Origin of the sequence: Microcoleus sp. CZ3-B2 (assembly GCF_036705055.1) — a bacterium.
In the GTDB taxonomy this organism is placed as follows: domain Bacteria; phylum Cyanobacteriota; class Cyanobacteriia; order Cyanobacteriales; family Microcoleaceae; genus Microcoleus.
In genome coordinates this window covers 1-16,021 of the sequence record NZ_JAUBTN010000036.1, presented here as the reverse complement: position 1 = coordinate 16,021, position 16,021 = coordinate 1, and the positions used below count along the sequence as shown (strand labels likewise).

Sequence of the window (16,021 nt, the reverse complement as noted above, 5' to 3'; positions counted from 1 at the left end):
GTCACCCGATCGTCTTATGAATTCAGGTCTTCTTCGCGGAGTTCTTCATAGAGCAAATCTAATCCTATCAGAACTTTCTCGCGATCGGACAAATCGCCAATAATTTTTCGCACCGGGGGCGGCAGGATTTTCGCCAGAGTCGGGGTTGCCAAAATTTTGTCCTCTTCTGCGAGTTGAGGATTTTTGAGAACGTCTATGACTTTCAGGGCGTACACTCCTTGAAACTCTTGTTCTAGGATGTCCTTTAGGGTTTTCAAAGCTCGCACTGAGTTGGGAGTATTTCCAGCAACATAGAGCTTGAGAACGTAGGTTTTTTTGAGAGGACTCATGAACTTTTATAGATGTTGAGTATGAGTTGTCAGATGTTAGTTGTAGTTGTTATTTGTGTTAAGTCTGCTGTTCTTTGTTATTTTATAATAATTGCTGCTTTCCGATCGCCCTATCGAACGTCTTATCCTTTCTATTTTGGTAAATTTTAGCTTCTGCTTTCTTCCTTCTACTCTCTAGGTTTAGATGTCTCTTTTGGAATCGATCGCCTGTACATTTCGCACAGATGAGCGATCGCGTCAATCAGAGTCAAGCGGTAATCGAGCAATATTTCCTCGCTGCGCCCTTCTAATTTTAGCTGTTTAGCAAACTCCTCCATCAACTCCATATGAATTTCTACAATTTGAGTAACGGGAACGTCAGCAAAAAAAGCCAAATTGACAAATTCATCTATTTGATTGTTGACGGCAGTATCTTCAGAAAAATAATGCAAAACGATGTCGCGATAACTTGACTTGAGTTGCTCCAAGAACTTTTGCTTGTCTGACTCAGACAGATTTCGCAAAAAAATCTGGGAATTTCTTTTATAATACACACCTAAGTATCCTAATCGCTCCCGTAATTTTTCCGCAAGTCGGCGCTGCTGTCGGCTTAGTAAACTTTGAGCAGTCAATAGGGTTGTCGGATCGACTTTTGCGGATTGCTCGTTGAGAGGAACTAAAGTTGAAAGTTTGAGAAATTGCCCGATCGCCCGATCGATAGCTGCAGTTATTTCGCTCGATCGGGCGATCGGCAGTTGCACCTCCGCAGGGTGGTAAAAAAAAGTACAACTTTGATCTTGACTCTTGTCGGCATTACTGGGCTGCGTCTCAAAACTATCTGAAAGTGGTGCTTCGGGTATTTCATGCTCCCCGGGCTGGGGCAAAAAAATCACAGCAGGCAAAAAGAGCGATCGTTCTTGCAGCTTGCTGAGGAGTTCGCGCCGAGTTCCATCTACCTCAACAACCAAACAATCGAGGTGGTAACTGTGCTTCAGAAATCCCAAAAACTCCACCGCCGACTTGATATGGGTTAAAGCATAGCGATCGCCCCTCAAAAGCTCGATCGCCGAGCCTGCGAGTTCCTGTGAGCGGACAAAAATACCGATCGACAGTTGAGGAAGCAAAGCTGTAGGTGAAACACCGGTGGTGCCCGAAAGTGCTGGATCGCTCAGAGTTGATATCTCCTTTACAAAAAACTTAACATTTAAAAACTCATCGAAAACCTAACGAACTATCAATACTTTCAGCCATTTAGCAGGCACTCTCTAGGAACGGTCTAGCAAAACACCGTTTTTAGATGCCTTCAGACCTTACAGGGACTGACTTGCTACCTACAGTGTCGCTTAGTTGCTACCGCCATACAAGCAAACTCATCTAGAAATAGTCTAGAGTTTGGTTACTTGGCGCAAAAAAACCTTGGCTTTGCGTCGCGAAGGGGCAAATGTCGGTCAAACGCTGTTCGCTCCGATCCTGATTTTATTTTTATACCGCTAAATTAGGCAGGGCTGATTTAACCCTCCTAAAATAAGTATCATGTCAAGCATTTAAGAGATGAAAAAAAGCAGTACAAATCTGATTGAACAAATGGGGAGTATCTGTGTTTTGCATATATATAGCCTTTTTCAGAAAGATGAGGGCATAGGGCATAGGGCATCGGGTATCGGGCATAGGGCATGAGGCTCTCCTCACTTTTTTGATAACCGCTATAGTGTTCTCTCCTCATCGAGTGTTGTACGGCTAGGTTTTCAGGGACAGCACTATCATAAAAAAATGCTTTTTGCCAAACTAAAGATGATCCCAAAAAACAAGAAACGCCTTCGCGTCATCAAAAATAACTAGCAAAAAATTCTCTAATTATTCCTCGTAAAAAACCTCACTCAATTTGAGATTTTCCATGTTTCGATTTGAGATTTACTTGCTGCTGGGTGAATCACGGGAATTGGAATTCTTGTCTAAAATTTCGCTCTTTCCACGACGCTATCCGTTTTTGGGTGAATAAAAAAGCTAAAAAACAGGTTTATGAAAGAAGAAGCGGCAGTTTGAACCGCTTCTTTTTTGACAAAACCCGTACGGGAAGTTTGTTGAAGATAATTTATCCGAATCTTTGGCGCAAAATGAATTCTGCTACGCTCAAATCAACGGGCGTTGTCACCTTCAAATTTGTCTCTTCTCCCTCAACAATTCGCACGGCTAAACCGCATTTTTCAAACAAAGCGGCATCGTCTGTAACTTCCCAACCCTTTTGTCGCCCTTGTTCGTGACACTGCTTTAATAATTTCACTTCAAATCCTTGGGGAGTCTGGGCCGCCCACAAATTGCTTCTGTCCGGCGTGTCTCGCACAATCCTAGACTCGTCCACCACCTTAATGGTATCCTTGACCGGGACGGCGACAATCAAGCCCGGACAGCCCAACAGAGCTTCTGCCGAGCGATCGAACAATTCAGGAGTTGCCAAACACCTAGCCCCGTCGTGAATCAACACTCGATCGGCATTTGGTGGCAAAGCCTGCAAACCGTTGTAAACTGACTCTTGCCTGGTAGCCCCTCCTAGAATCAGTTCCACAGGCTTCACCAAAGCTAAATCGACCAGAATTGCCTTAAAATCTGGAAAATCGTCAGGCTGTCCCATGATGCCGATCCAACTAATCTGCCGCGAAGCTTCAGCAGCAGCCAAAGTCCAACTCAGCAAAGGTTTAGAGAGCAAATTCAGCAGCAGTTTATTCCGCTGACTCCCCATCCGCCGCCCCGAACCGGCCGCCGCAATCAATAAGTGCATTAACTAACCCTTCTTTACCAACTAGGTATATATTAAAAGCGTCCTGTACTTTTGGGTCAGTTGTTTAGCTGTCAGCCAGTAGCTTTTAAAGTCTAAAAATACTATAAGCTGATAGTGGAAGACCGATAGCTGAGAGCTACCTAGATAGATAATAGCCCGATCGTTTATGATGCGAATACTAGCACTTGTCCCTGGCGGGATTGGCGACCAAATTTTATTTTTCCCCACCCTTGACGACCTCAAGCAGTCTTATCCAGACTCTCAGATTGATGTCATCGTGGAACCGAGGGCAAAGGGCGCTTACCGAGTCTGCAAGTCCGTCAAAGAAGTCTTGACGTACAATTTCAAAGACCGCAACGCTATGGCAGATTTGGGCAATTTACTGGGCGTAATTCGCGATCGCGAATACGAAGCAGTTGTTTCCCTCGGCCAGCGGTGGACTGTAGGACTTCTGCTGTGGCTGACCGGCATTCCGCAGAGAGTTGGCTATTTAGGAACCAACGGCGCTCGATTTCTCACCGATGCCGTACCTCTAAAAACTGACCAGTACGCTGCCTCAATGTATCACGATTTGCTGCAAGGATTCAACATTAAAAATCCTTGTCCGCCCCTGGCAATTAATGTACCAAAACAGGATATTCAGTGGGCAGAAGCCGAACAGCAGCGGTTAGGTGTAAAAGAAAGCGGTTACATTCTGATTCACGGCGGTTCCAGTCAGCTAGCCCTGTCTAAAGGTATTGACAAAATTTACCCTACAGACAACTGGAGACAAATCATCGAAGACTGTCAGCAACGGCAGCCTAATTTGCCCGTTGTTGTTGTGAAAGGCCCCGAAGATGCAGCCTTCGTAAACAAGTTAGTCGAACTTTGTCCGAAGGTAAAAGTTATCTCGCCGGATGATATCGGCAAATTAGCCGCCACTATTGCTGCTGCTAATTTGATGATGTGTACCGACAGTGCGCCGATGCACTTAGCTGTAGCGGTTCAAACTTATACAATAGCTTTGTTCGGCCCGACTGAACCTGCAAAATTGCTGCCACCGGGCGATCGATTTTTGGGCATAAAATCTCCTACTGGTAAAATGGCTGACATTTCTCCTCAAGAGGTTTTGAAGAAGGTTTGGGGCGGCTAGCTTTGTTTGAGAAGAGGGCGGGTTTTGTACAAAAATTATTTATTATTTACAACATTCTTGTACAAAACCCGGTCTGACAAACTCACTCTTGGACGCACGGGCAGTCTGTCGATTTTAGATTTTAGATTTTAGATTGACTCCCAGAGCAATTTTGGATATTGAACAAAAGTCTAAAACTGTACTCTTTCCAATCAGGAGTCAAGGTGGCACGGTATCCGTTTTTTTTGTTCAAAAACCTGATTTTGTCACGAAAATACTTGTTCTTCATCCGCATATTAGATAAAAAAATCCGGTTTCGAGGAATCGGAAATGTACGAGATCGTATCCGGTAGATTACCCCGTTTGTAGTGCGGACTTCAGTCGGCAACAAGAGCCTACTTCAGTTCGCACTACGAACCTGTGTAAACGTGGGGTTAATCGAGCGGATAAGCTGTTGCTCATATATATTGTGTATGGCGATTGAGGGTCCGATGGGGATCAGGGGAGAAGGGGAGAGGGGGAGAGGATTTGACAATTTTTGATTGTCATCAAAATATACAATGTTTATTTCCACAACAGCTTATGATAGGATTCCTATAATATTATCAATTACAATTACATGAAACGAGCAGTATTTCTGGACAGAGATGGCGTTCTCAACATCGAAGCGGGCTACATTCACCAAGTAGAAGATTTGCATTTAATCCCAGGAATAGCTAAAGCTGTACGCCGTTTAAATGACCACAAAATATTTTGCTGTCTGGTTTCCAATCAATCCGGTCCCGCCAGAGGTTATTATCCAGTTAGCCACGTTGAAGCTTTGCACAAATGCCTTTGTCAACTATTAAAAAATGAAGGGGGAGCGAGCTTAGACGCTCTTTATTACTGCCCTTATTTGAGCGCAGCCGAAGGTGGAACAAACTCAGAATTTACACGATATACTACTTGGCGAAAACCGAATACGGGAATGTTGGTAGCCGCCGCTTGGGAACACAATTTGGATTTACCGAATAGTTTTATGGTGGGAGACAAAGCGACTGATGTGGATATGGCTCACAATGCCGGTTGTACTGGTATTTTAGTGCAGACTGGTTACGGCGAAAGCGTTTTGAGCGGCGAGTATCAGCACCATACTAAACCGGATTTTATTGCAGCCAATTTAGCAGTGGCGGTTGAGTGGATTTTGCAACATTTTGATGATTAGATAAGTCTTATATATGACTTTTTGAAGAAAGAGCTACATAGGGAAGCACGACTGTAAAGTTAGTACCAACGCCGATTTTGCTTTCACAGCAAATGGCACCTCCTTGCAAATCCACAGCTTTTTTGACAATGGTTAATCCCAAACCGTTACCTTTAATATTTCCAGTATTTTTGCAGCGGTAAAACATTTCAAATATTTTTTCTACTTCGGTTTCGGGGATGCCTATACCTTCGTCTTGGATGCGGATAATTAGTAAGGGATAGTTAATATGTGTAGATTGAGAATTAGAAAATAAACACTCACGAGAAAAACAAAAGATAGGTTCTTTGTCTCCATCTCCTGCTTGACTGTATTGCAATTCCAAGCTGACTTGACCGCCGCTTGGGGAATATTTGATGGCGTTGACAATTAAGTTAGAAATAATACAGTGCAACAATTGTTGATCTAAAATCGCGCTGGTAACGTCAGACGGGATGAATTTTAGTTTGTGCTTGGCTTCATTTCCTAACTGCAGTTGAGCCAGCAAATCTTGACAAAATTCGACTAAATTTATCGGTAATGGATGGGATTTGAGTTTACCTGATTCTGCTCGGCCCATGAACAGCATATCGTCGATTAGCTGGTTCATTTTTTTTGTAGCTGAGTTCACCAGCCGCAGGGTTCTGACTTGGGCTTCATCATTGCTACGATCGCGATCGAGCTGTAGGAGTTCTGCAGAGATTAAAATTGCGTTGAGCGGATTCCGCAATTCGTGAGCAGCCATTGAAATATACTGGTTTTGGCGGTACGACTTTTCTTCCACGCACTCTCTCGTTGCTTCCGAAGCTTTGAGAGAAGCTCGCATCTTAGCTTCGATTTCGTGTCGGTGCAGGGCAATCTCGATCGCCACCCGTAAATCATGTTGTTGAAATGGTTTGATAATATAACCAAATGGGTTTGTAAGTTTCGCTCTTTGCAGCGTTTTCTCGTCGGCATAAGCTGTTAAAAATACTGTTGGTACATCTACCTTGGTTCTGATTTGTTCGGCTGTTGTTATACCATCCATATTACCTTTAAGCACGATATCCATCAGCACTAAGTCTGGCCGTTCTTCGGCGACTTTTTCCAGTGCTTCTTCCCCTGAAACAACCGTAGCTGTTACTATATAACCCAGTTTTTTCAACCTGCCTGCTATGTCTTCGGCGACAATCACTTCGTCTTCGACCACCAAAATCTTTATAGGGTTCATATTATTTTTTAAATGCGCTGTCGATAAGACAACTCAGCGAAACTAATATCGTAACAAGTTCCGCACTTACTGTCAATCACAAGAGTTCCATCTAATTGGTTGGTCAACATCCGCACTAATCGCAATCCTAAAGTTTCGGTATGTTCTATGTTAAAACCTGCAGGGAATCCCCTGCCGTTGTCTTGAATACTTAAGTGAAATTGCTGAGAAGTTGTGTCACGATGAAAATTAATATTAATTTCACCGGCCAAACTTTCGGTAAAGGCGTATTTCAACGAGTTAGAAACCAGTTCGTTAATAATCAAACCGCAAGGAATTGCTGTTTCTATATTTAAAGAAATTGGGTCAACGTTGAGATTGAATTGGATGGATGTATTGCCGTAACCAAAACATTGATACAAATTAGCAAGCAAAGTTTCAACGTAGGGCAGGAGATCGATCCGATCGAGATTGTCGGATTGATAAAGTTGCTCGTGAATCAAAGCCATTGAATGGATGCGGGTCTGACTTTCTTCAAATAAAGCTAGCGTCGGTTCGTCTTCAATATATTGAGCTTGTAATTGCAGCAGGCTGGAAACTACCTGCATATTATTTTTGACTCGGTGGTGAATTTCTTTCAGCAATACTTCTTTTTCGCGGAGTGCTGCTTGGATGCGGGCCTCGGTCAATTTGCGATCGCTAATATCTTCACAAATACCAGCGATGCGGTAAATATTGCCCGATTCGTCGTAAATAGGAAAAGCTCGATCGCAAACCCAATGAATTGTGCCGTCTGGCAGAAAAATCCGATATTCGATATAGGTAGACTCGCCCTGCAACACTCGCCCCATTGCCTCTTGCAGCAAATGTTTATCTTCTGGATGCACCCACTCCATCATTTTTAAGGGCTCGGCATATAATTCTTCGTTGCTGCGCCCCCAGATTTGTTCGTAAGCTGGACTCAGATACAATAAATCGGTGAATTCAGCAGACATTAGCCAGAAGGAATCTTGGATATTTTCTGCTAACTGGCGGAAGCGTTCTTCACTTTCGCGGATGACTTTTTCTGAATGTTTTTGTTTGCTGATATCTTCTGCAATGCCAACGATGCGGTAAACTTGACCAGCTTGATTGGTAATCGGAAAAGCCCGATCGCGAATCCAGCGAATTTCGCCATCCGGTCGGACAATTCGATATTCCGTCTCGTCTTCAGCTACAATTTTTTTAGTGAATTTAGCAACAACGCGAGAGCGATCTTCTGGATGGAGGGAATCCGCTAAAAAGTGTCCGCCAGCATACAATTCAGCACAGCTTCGGCCCCAAATTTTTTCGTAACCTGGACTAATATAAATAATTTCCTGCGGTTGAATGCCTACCATCCAAAACACGCTTTCAATATTTTCTGCTAGCTGTCGGAATCTTTCTTCACTTTCTTTCAGTGCTGCTTCAGCTTGTTTGCGTTGTCTAGCTGCAACCACCGCATCGCTAATATCGCGTTGCACGCCAAAATACCCCACAATTCTTTCGAGAGAATCGTAAATGCAAATATAGTCGCCTTCCACCGAAATTGTAGTCCCGTCAAACTTACGATTGTCATTTTCGATGTGAATTCTGCCAGCATCAAAAAATTGCCTGAACATCTCTTTGCAGCCAGCCAAGTTGTGGGACAAAAAAAAGTTAATTGTTTTACCAATCAACTCTTCCCGAGTAGTTTCGTATTGAGCTATCAAAGCATGATTTGCCTTCGTTACCCGCCCGTGAGTAAATACGTAATCCAAAACTTTTTCTTTGTCAACTGTATCGTCCCAGTGCACGGGTTCGTCCAGCATCATAAAGAAAAAGCCATCTAAAGATTGAGAGAAAAACAATTCTAGCTGTTCCTGACTTTCCCGCAGAGCTTTTTCGGCGCGCCAGCGAGAGAGAATTTCTTCCTGCAATTGATTGTTGGCTGTTTTCAAGTCTTCAGTGCGCTTTTTATATTTAATTTCTAGCTGATTTTTGATTTCTTCCAGCGCTATTTCTGCCTGTTTCTTTTCGGTAATATCTTGAGTAACGACCATGCCTGCGAAAATTTCTTCCCGGTCGTTTTTGACGGGAGCAATTGTTGTTGAATAAACGCGATCGCCGTATTTATATTCAAAATTATTTTCTTTTCCTGCCAAAGCCGCGCGATATGTAGTCTCAAAAAGTGGCAAATCTTCAGGTGGCGATACTTCCCACAATGTTTTGCCTTCCAACAGTTCTTTGGACAAACCAACTACTGCCAAACCTTGACCGTCAACCAGAGTATAGCGCAAATCGCGATCGAACAAAAACACCGAGCCATTCGGATAATGTTTGATCAGAGTTCGGTACATTTCCTGGCTTTTTTCCAGAGATGCGATTAACTCAGTGCGATCGTCCTCCGTGATATCGAATTCAGTTGCAGAACCGGAAAAGGCAGCATTCTCGACTGCTTTGAGTTGTGCTTCTAATTTCTGACACAATTCTCTCTGCTGCTGCAAATGCTCTTCGAGTTGCCGAATTTTTACTTTTTGCTCTGCTACTAATGCTTCGCAGGTTTCGAGAGGTCGATCGATCGCTGTGGGATCAATGCACATAAGGGCTCTATGTTTTGCAGTTGCGGACTTGAGCTTTTTCAAGCCCATACTAACAAAGCTCAAGCCTTCAGTGCCAACTTATATCGTTTCCGGTTGCATCGGTATTGTTCAAACAGTCAACAGTCAACAGTCAACAGTCAACAATTATTTAGAAACTCCCGCCGTCAAGACTTCATGGCTGTCAAATGTCACCAAGACATCATCTTCAATTCTCACACCAATACCGCGCCATTTTTCAGGAATCTCCGGCTGTCCTTCTACGGGTTTAATATAAGGAGAAATATAAATCCCCGGTTCTACCGTCAGCACTTGTCCCGCCTGCAAAACTTGCGAATTTTCGCCGTACTGATAAACGCCGACATCGTGTACGTCCAATCCCAGCCAATGTCCGGTGCGGTGCATATAAAATGGCTTGTATTTTTCTTCTTTAATTATCTCTTCAATGTCGCCGACTAAAAGTTTTAAATCCATTAAACCTTCAACTAAAACGCGCACTGCTGTTTCGTGAATTTTGCTGTAAGGATTTCCCGGATATACTTGACTGATTGCCTGCAATTGTGCTTGCAAAACTAAGTCGTAAATAGTCTGTTGTTCGGCGGTGAATTTGCCGCTGATGGGAAAGGTGCGAGTAATGTCGGCGTTGTAGTAGTCGCAAGCACAACCGGCATCTATTAGCAGCAAATCGTTTTCCTGCATTTGGCGGTTGTTTTCGATGTAGTGGAGAACGCAGGCATTGTTACCGGAGGCGACAATGGAAGGATAAGCGGAAGTGGCACCGTTCATGCCAAAAATATGTTCGATTTCTGCTTGAATTTCGTATTCGTACCTGCCAGGTTTGGCGAATTCTTGGGCGCGGTTGTGGGCGATAACTGAGATATTAGCGGCTTTTCGCATTAATGCTAATTCTGTTTCGCTTTTTACCAGCCGCATCGGGTGTAAAATGATGTTGGAATCTTCGATTGCTGTGGGGCCTGTACCGCGTTTCGGGTAGGTTGCCATCAATCTTTGCCAGTGATTGAGGATTGTTTGGTCGAAATTCCGATCGCGCCCGAAGTGATAGTATATGCGATCGGCCTTTTCTAGATATTTAGGTAATTTTTCGGCCAGTTCGGCGATGGGAAACGCTTCATCAGCGCCGTACAACTCCTTAGCACCTTCAACTCCAGCGCGATAACCGTGCCAAGTTTCTTTTTCCAAGTCTTTTGGCTGCACGAAGAGGACAAATTTGTGTTCTTCGTGATGCGGTGCGAGCACTGCTACGGCCTGGGCTTCGTTGAAACCGGTTAAGTAGAAAAAATCGCTGTCTTGTCGGTAGCTGTATTCAACATCGTTGTGCATGACGGCTGCGGGGGCGCTGCGAAATATCGCGGTTCCGCTGCCAATTTTTGCCATTAAATGTTCGCGTCTTTGTCGGTATTCGCTGGGGTTAGTCATCCGATTTTAGATTTTAGATTTTAGATTTTAGATTGAACTCTCTGTATGGAGAGGGAGCATCAAGCGTCCAAGCATTTGTAGTGTGAGTATCCCGCGAGCGAGTCTTGTACCGCTCGCGAACGGGGACGCTCGCACTACAACAACAAATGCTTTTTGTCAAACTGAGATTCTCGCTCTCGATCGATATTTTAGGCTTATTCGATCGCCAATTGACAACTATAGTCTACCAGCCGAGACAAATATGAGTTTGTGCGATCGACCAAAGTCCATCTCGGATCGAAATTCGACCAATTTTCGCCATCTTCGCTAATTCTGACTGTTCTAAACTCTCGCGAATTGCAGTTAACTTCCATTTGCACCAGCATTTTCTCGTTACTAAACTGCTGAGTGCCTAAAATAATTCTGACGGGATAAGAAGGAGCACCGGGAATATCCGATTTGCTTAATTCTACGCTGCTGGGGTCGATGCAAATATCTACAAAACATCTTAATTTTTCGGCGTGGGCGCTCAAAGTGTTGACGGAAATTAATGTTGAAATTACTATCAAACAAATCGATGAATTCTTAATCATATAGTTGCTTTTGAGTCGGCGGTTGAAACCGCTTCTACACAGACAAAACCCGCCTGCGCGGGTTGAATTTCTTCAGTCCGTGGAGGCGGACTTTGTTTGTGTATCAGCGAATTCTATTCGCCCTGAATATTCGCCTTGAACTTTTTAAAGCTGAGGAACGTACTGTTCTTTTTCAGGAACAAAAGTATATTCAGAGACGATCAGGCGCAACTCTTCGCCGTCGATGGTTTCTTTTTCAATCAGCAAATCGACTAAACGATCGACCACAGTGCGATTTTCGCGAATAATGCGGCGGGCATCTTCGTAACAGCGATCGACAATTTCCCGGACTTGTCCGTCAATCCGAGAGGCAATTTCTTCGGAATATTCCGATCGCGCCGTGTAGTCGCGGCCGAGGAAAATTTCGCTTTGCTGAGCTTCCAGGGCGATCGGGCCCAAGGTAGACATCCCGTAGCGAGTAACCATTTGGCGGGCCATACCGCTGACTTGCTGCAAGTCGTTGCCGGCACCGGTGGTAACTTCAGCATCACCGAAAACTACTTCTTCGGCTGCGCGGCCGCCCAAAGCACCGCTAATCCGGGCTAAGATTTGCGATCGAGAAATCAAACCTTGGTCTTCGCTAGGCATGAACCAAGTCAAGCCGCGAGCTTGTCCGCGAGGGACTAAGGTAACTTTTTGCACGGGATCGTGGGCTTGAATCAAAGTACCGACGACCGCGTGGCCGATTTCGTGGTAAGCAATCAAGCGCTTGCTCTTGCTGTCCACCAGCGGCGTGCCTTCCATACCTGCTACCACGCGATCGACTGCATCGTCAACTTCGAGCATCGTAATCGCTTCTTTGCGTCGTCTCGCTGTTAAAATAGCAGCTTCGTTGAGCAAGTTAGCCAAATCAGCGCCGGTAAAACCCGGAGTGCGGCGGGCGATGGCATCCAAAGAAATCTCTGTAGACAGCTTCTTGTTGCGCGCGTGAACTTCCAAAATTTCCAAGCGGCCTTTGATATCCGGCGTATCTACGCTAACTTGGCGGTCAAAACGACCCGGACGCAGCAGCGCCGAATCGAGCACGTCGGGGCGGTTTGTAGCAGCAATGATGATAATCCCAGTATTGCCCTCAAAACCGTCCATTTCCGTCAGTAACTGGTTCAGGGTTTGTTCCCGTTCGTCGTTGCCGCCACCGATGCCTGCGCCGCGCTGGCGGCCCACTGCATCGATTTCATCGATAAAGATTATGCAAGGAGCGTTTTCTTTGGCTTTTTTGAACAAGTCGCGGACGCGGGATGCGCCGACACCGACGAACATTTCCACAAATTCTGAACCGGAGATGCTGAAGAAAGGCACGCCGGCTTCCCCTGCGATCGCTTTTGCTAGCAAGGTTTTACCGGTTCCGGGAGGGCCTACTAGCAGCACGCCTTTGGGAATCTTCGCCCCTACTGCGGTGAAGCGTTCGGGTTTTTTGAGGAATGTTACGACTTCTTGAAGTTCTTCTTTGGCTTCCTCTACGCCTGCTACGTCGTCGAACAGTACGCCTGTTTTAGCTTCCATTTGAAAGCGTGCTTTGGATTTGCCAAAGTTCATCGCTTGGCCAGGGCCTCCGGGCACGTTGCCACCGCCGCGGCGGAAGAGGAAAAACAGCCCTCCGACTAACAAGAGGGGAAATACTAGATTGCCTAAAAGTCCCCAGACTGCGCCGTCGTTCCGCAGGGGATGGGTGTCGAAGCTGATTTGGGAGTCTCTTAGCCTAGAAACGAGTTCCGGGGAATTTGATGGCAAGTCCACCCGCCACCGCTGCTCGCGATTGTCTAATTCGGGATCTACGGCTAGGACGATCGCCGTCCGACCTCCGTCGTACAAATCAACGCTGGTAACTCGACCGGCGTTTAAGTAATCTAAGAATCGACCGTAGCTTAAGCGTGTGCTGGCGGTGTTCTTACTCATTTCTGCTGGGGATGGGGCAAAGGCTCCCTGCCACAAGAAAAAGCCGATTACCAGGGCGGGTAAAGTCCAAAGTAGTATAGTTCGCCAAGAAATTTTCATAAATAGGGATACCTTGAATTGGGGACAGATCGGGTAAGAGCGCGGTGCCTCCGGAGCGGGACAAAACTTTACACTCAGAATCTTAACTAAATTTAACTTAACAATGCACGATCGGGCAACAGGCCTTGGCTCGCGATCGCTAGAAAAAAAAGTTAGGTTAGTTACTGCAACGGCGATCGTCCCGAATATAATGTTTGGTGCTGATTTCGATACCGATATAGGTAGAGTTAAAAGAATCGCCTCAAAACCCACTGTCTTTAAGCGTGGCAGTGTCAAGGGATAAGGCATGATAATGGTGAGGCTCAGTGAGGTAACACATTTCGATGACAACTAGACAGCTTGTTCCTAATTCGGCTATGCTGACGCAGCAGACTAAGATCGCTTCTCACAAATCGATTATTAGTGCTGATTTGGGTCGTACTGCAACTAAAGCTTGCGTAAGTCGCAACCCAAACAGCGTTGTTTTTATCCCCGCCAACGTGGCTAATATGCCAGTGGAAAAGGTGCGGGGCGGCAGCTTTGAGTCCAAAGCCACAGACCCTCTGTTGGATATGTGGCTAGAGTACCAAGGCAAGGGATACGCGATCGGTCAACTGGCTGCAGACTTTGGCGCTAATCTCGGCGGCGCAGACCAGTCGAAAGTAGTGGATGCTTTGGTTAAGGTTTTTTCCTGTGCTGGATATTTCCAGATGAAGGGCGAAATGGCCGTAGTGCTGGGTTTGCCTTTTTATTCCCAGGATCAGTTTGAAAAAGAAAAGGAAGAGATTATCAGCCAACTTCGCTCTCCCCACGTGGTGGTCTACCGAGGTGAGCGCGTGGAAATTGACATCCGCCACGTTTGGGTGATGCCGGAAGGATTCGGCAGCCTGATTTGGTGTGAGGCTCAAGACAATAAGGAGTTTACGCCGGATTTACCGGAACTGTCGGTGGCTGTTGTCGATATCGGACACCAAACTACTGATTTGTTAATGGTCGATCGTTTCCGGTTCGCCCGGGCGGCTTCTAAGAGCGATTCTTTCGCCATGAACAAGTTCTACGAACAAGTAGCCTCCAAAATTCCGGGGGCAGACCCTCAATCTCTGTCTTTACTAGAAGCGGTGAATAAACCAGAAGGCGAGCGTTTCTACCGTCCGAGAGGAGCGACTAAGCCGACTAACTTAGATCCGATTATTAAGGATTTGCGGGAGGCTTTTGCTAACGAACTATCCGAACGTTTAGTGCAGTGGCTGCCGGAACGGGTGACGGATGTGGTTCTGACTGGCGGCGGCGGCGAGTTTTTCTGGGAGGTACTCCAACCTTTGCTCAAAGATGCCAATCTTAAGGCTCACTTGGCTCAACCTTCTCGGAAAGCTAATGCTTTGGGACAGTTTATTTATGCTGAGGCTCAGCTAGCCACAATTAAGTAACGCATTAAGGCTTGAACCCTATGGCACTGTGGGCAAAAAATAAGGCGAATTTCTCGGTGGCGTTTACTGAAGATGCTGCCGATCAAACTTTACTGGCCGCTATTGAAAAAGAGTTGGCTTTTACGAAGTATCAGACTTTCGGCAATCTCTGCAAGCAAGCTTTGTGGCAGTTTTTGTCTGTATCTGAGTCTGCTGGCTCTACAGATAGCTTTCAGCGCTTGGAACAGCGTATAGCTGAACTTGCGGTCAAATTTGCTGAGTTCGAGCGCCATGTTTCTGCTGAGGAATTAAGCCGTTTGGAAGGACTGGAACATCACCTAAGTCAACTGGGCGCGCAGTTGGATCAGTTGCAGGGAAGTGTTAACAGTAAGTTTGCTCAAGTTTCTTTTGCCCCAGTTTCAAAAGTAGTAGAGCCTGACTCGATTAAGTCTGATTCTGTGGCGGATGATAATGTCATTTCTGATGCTGAGGTTGCTCCTCGTCGGGAGTCCGATCCTTTGTTGGAGCGTTTAAGTTCTTTGTTACCGCAAGATTTCTAGTATGAGGTAGAACCAGGCTATCGGGCCTTGAGATTTGATGTTAGCGATCGGCTTTTGACAGTCGGTACTAGAATAAATAAAGTCGATCGCTCTTTTGAAAAAAAGGCGATCTTTTTTTTATTAGTTATCAGTTGTTAGTTGTTAGTTGTTAGTTTGTTAGTTGTGGGTTGTTGGTTGTTAGTTGTTAGTTGTTGGTTATCAGTTGTTAGTTGTTAGTTGTTAGTTTGTTGGTTGTTGGTTGTTGGTTATCAGTTGTTAGTTTGTTGGTTGTTGGTTGTTGGTTATCAGTTGTTAGTTTGTTGGTGGTTGGTTGTTGGTTGTTAGTTGTTAGTTGTTGGTTGTTGGTTGTTAGTTGTTAGTTGTTAGTTGTTAGTTGTTAGTTAGGGCTTGCTGAATAGAACTAGAAGTTATGACTGCCAAGGGTTTCAAGATTTTTAAACACAAAAAAGTGCTCTCGTTATGACCTTTGTCGGCTCAAAATCCTTGCATTTCGGTGGACAATTGTGGAGTAAATTTGGGAACCCATCTCCGAATCTCCCATTTTTCAAGCTGTTTGGCACCTAGATTCGATTTGTGGACTTTTTCAGCAAGCCCTAGTTATTAGTTGTTAGTTATTAGTTGTTGGTTATTAGTTGTTGGTTATTAGTTATTAGTTATTAGTGGTTAGTTGTTGGTTATTAGTTGTTGGTTATTAGTTATTAGTGGTTGGTTGTTAGTTGTTAGTCATATCAAATCCTCTCTTCATCGGAATAGTATAGTCATTTCAAATAAAAAAGAGACACTATTGAGCGCAGTAGGCACAGATAAGTTCATCTAAAGATGTGCCAGCA

13 protein-coding genes are annotated in these 16,021 nt (G+C 45.0%); 5 read left to right on the top strand and 8 right to left on the bottom strand.

Going from position 1 to position 16,021, the window contains the following annotated elements; all coding sequences use genetic code 11:
- Positions 1-14 precede the first annotated feature (14 nt).
- From kaiB to ispD, 3 genes are all read right to left on the bottom strand, one after another.
- Positions 15-329 carry a circadian clock protein KaiB gene (gene kaiB / locus QUA97_RS16960; protein ID WP_006632119.1) on the bottom strand — a complete coding sequence of 105 codons (315 nt, stop codon included), beginning with the start codon at positions 327-329 and terminating at the stop codon, positions 15-17.
- A 167-nt stretch (positions 330-496) separates the two neighbouring features.
- Entirely contained in the window at positions 497-1,432 is a 936-nt protein-coding gene (locus tag QUA97_RS16955) for a circadian clock protein KaiA (RefSeq protein ID WP_194070969.1), read from the bottom strand.
- A 968-nt stretch (positions 1,433-2,400) separates the two neighbouring features.
- Entirely contained in the window at positions 2,401-3,084 is a 684-nt protein-coding gene (gene ispD, locus QUA97_RS16950; protein WP_194070970.1) for a 2-C-methyl-D-erythritol 4-phosphate cytidylyltransferase, read from the bottom strand.
- Positions 3,085-3,253: 169 nt separating this feature from the next.
- Between ispD and QUA97_RS16945 the strand changes: the two genes are divergently transcribed.
- Both QUA97_RS16945 and QUA97_RS16940 read left to right on the top strand, forming a co-directional pair.
- Positions 3,254-4,216 carry a glycosyltransferase family 9 protein gene (locus QUA97_RS16945; RefSeq protein WP_194008176.1) on the top strand — a complete coding sequence of 321 codons (963 nt, stop codon included), beginning with the start codon at positions 3,254-3,256 and terminating at the stop codon, positions 4,214-4,216.
- 598 nt (positions 4,217-4,814) lie between these two features.
- Positions 4,815-5,399, top strand: coding sequence for a D-glycero-alpha-D-manno-heptose-1,7-bisphosphate 7-phosphatase (locus QUA97_RS16940; RefSeq protein ID WP_333195273.1), 585 nt, complete (start codon positions 4,815-4,817; stop codon positions 5,397-5,399).
- Between the two features lie 7 nt (positions 5,400-5,406).
- Here QUA97_RS16940 and QUA97_RS16935 read toward each other — a convergent pair whose 3' ends face one another.
- The 5 genes from QUA97_RS16935 to ftsH2 form a co-directional block, all read right to left on the bottom strand.
- Complete coding sequence (locus QUA97_RS16935) at positions 5,407-6,627, bottom strand: hybrid sensor histidine kinase/response regulator (RefSeq protein WP_194069275.1); 1,221 nt, start codon at positions 6,625-6,627, stop codon at positions 5,407-5,409.
- 8 nt (positions 6,628-6,635) lie between these two features.
- Positions 6,636-9,206 (bottom strand): PAS domain S-box protein, encoded by a 2,571-nt coding sequence (locus QUA97_RS16930; protein WP_194069273.1) that lies wholly within the window; start codon positions 9,204-9,206, stop codon positions 6,636-6,638.
- A 144-nt stretch (positions 9,207-9,350) separates the two neighbouring features.
- Entirely contained in the window at positions 9,351-10,640 is a 1,290-nt protein-coding gene (locus QUA97_RS16925) for an aminopeptidase P N-terminal domain-containing protein (protein WP_194069272.1), read from the bottom strand.
- A gap of 194 nt (positions 10,641-10,834) precedes the next feature.
- Positions 10,835-11,212, bottom strand: a complete 378-nt coding sequence (locus tag QUA97_RS16920; protein ID WP_194069271.1) for a hypothetical protein — start codon at positions 11,210-11,212, stop codon at positions 10,835-10,837.
- A gap of 144 nt (positions 11,213-11,356) precedes the next feature.
- The gene (ftsH2, locus tag QUA97_RS16915) at positions 11,357-13,246 is read right to left on the bottom strand and encodes an ATP-dependent zinc metalloprotease FtsH2 (RefSeq protein WP_194069270.1); all 1,890 of its coding nucleotides are present in this window, start codon (positions 13,244-13,246) and stop codon (positions 11,357-11,359) included.
- A 103-nt stretch (positions 13,247-13,349) separates the two neighbouring features.
- Here ftsH2 and QUA97_RS16910 point away from each other — a divergent pair, with 103 nt between their 5' ends.
- Genes QUA97_RS16910 through QUA97_RS16900 form a run of 3 tightly spaced genes read left to right on the top strand, consistent with a single transcriptional unit; the run spans position 13,350 to position 15,191 of the window.
- Complete coding sequence (locus QUA97_RS16910) at positions 13,350-13,529, top strand: hypothetical protein (protein ID WP_194069269.1); 180 nt, start codon at positions 13,350-13,352, stop codon at positions 13,527-13,529.
- A gap of 40 nt (positions 13,530-13,569) precedes the next feature.
- A complete protein-coding gene (locus QUA97_RS16905; RefSeq protein WP_194069268.1) occupies positions 13,570-14,652 on the top strand; it encodes a ParM/StbA family protein in 1,083 nt (360 codons plus the stop codon).
- A gap of 20 nt (positions 14,653-14,672) precedes the next feature.
- On the top strand, positions 14,673-15,191 hold the full coding sequence (locus QUA97_RS16900) for a hypothetical protein (RefSeq protein ID WP_194069267.1): 519 nt from the start codon (positions 14,673-14,675) through the stop codon (positions 15,189-15,191).
- Positions 15,192-16,021: the final 830 nt, after the last annotated feature.

Excerpts from the sequence above, each read along its gene's own strand:
- kaiB (WP_006632119.1), bottom strand. The coding sequence starts at position 329 with ATGAGTCCTCTCAAAAAAACCTACGTTCTCAAGCTCTATGTTGCTGGA.
- ispD (WP_194070970.1), bottom strand. The coding sequence starts at position 3,084 with ATGCACTTATTGATTGCGGCGGCCGGTTCGGGGCGGCGGATGGGGAGT.
- QUA97_RS16945 (WP_194008176.1), top strand. The coding sequence starts at position 3,254 with ATGCGAATACTAGCACTTGTCCCTGGCGGGATTGGCGACCAAATTTTA.
- QUA97_RS16940 (WP_333195273.1), top strand. The coding sequence starts at position 4,815 with ATGAAACGAGCAGTATTTCTGGACAGAGATGGCGTTCTCAACATCGAA.
- QUA97_RS16935 (WP_194069275.1), bottom strand. The coding sequence starts at position 6,627 with ATGAACCCTATAAAGATTTTGGTGGTCGAAGACGAAGTGATTGTCGCC.
- QUA97_RS16930 (WP_194069273.1), bottom strand. The coding sequence starts at position 9,206 with ATGTGCATTGATCCCACAGCGATCGATCGACCTCTCGAAACCTGCGAA.
- QUA97_RS16925 (WP_194069272.1), bottom strand. The coding sequence starts at position 10,640 with ATGACTAACCCCAGCGAATACCGACAAAGACGCGAACATTTAATGGCA.
- QUA97_RS16920 (WP_194069271.1), bottom strand. The coding sequence starts at position 11,212 with ATGATTAAGAATTCATCGATTTGTTTGATAGTAATTTCAACATTAATT.
- ftsH2 (WP_194069270.1), bottom strand. The coding sequence starts at position 13,246 with ATGAAAATTTCTTGGCGAACTATACTACTTTGGACTTTACCCGCCCTG.
- QUA97_RS16910 (WP_194069269.1), top strand. The coding sequence starts at position 13,350 with ATGCACGATCGGGCAACAGGCCTTGGCTCGCGATCGCTAGAAAAAAAA.
- QUA97_RS16905 (WP_194069268.1), top strand. The coding sequence starts at position 13,570 with ATGACAACTAGACAGCTTGTTCCTAATTCGGCTATGCTGACGCAGCAG.
- QUA97_RS16900 (WP_194069267.1), top strand. The coding sequence starts at position 14,673 with ATGGCACTGTGGGCAAAAAATAAGGCGAATTTCTCGGTGGCGTTTACT.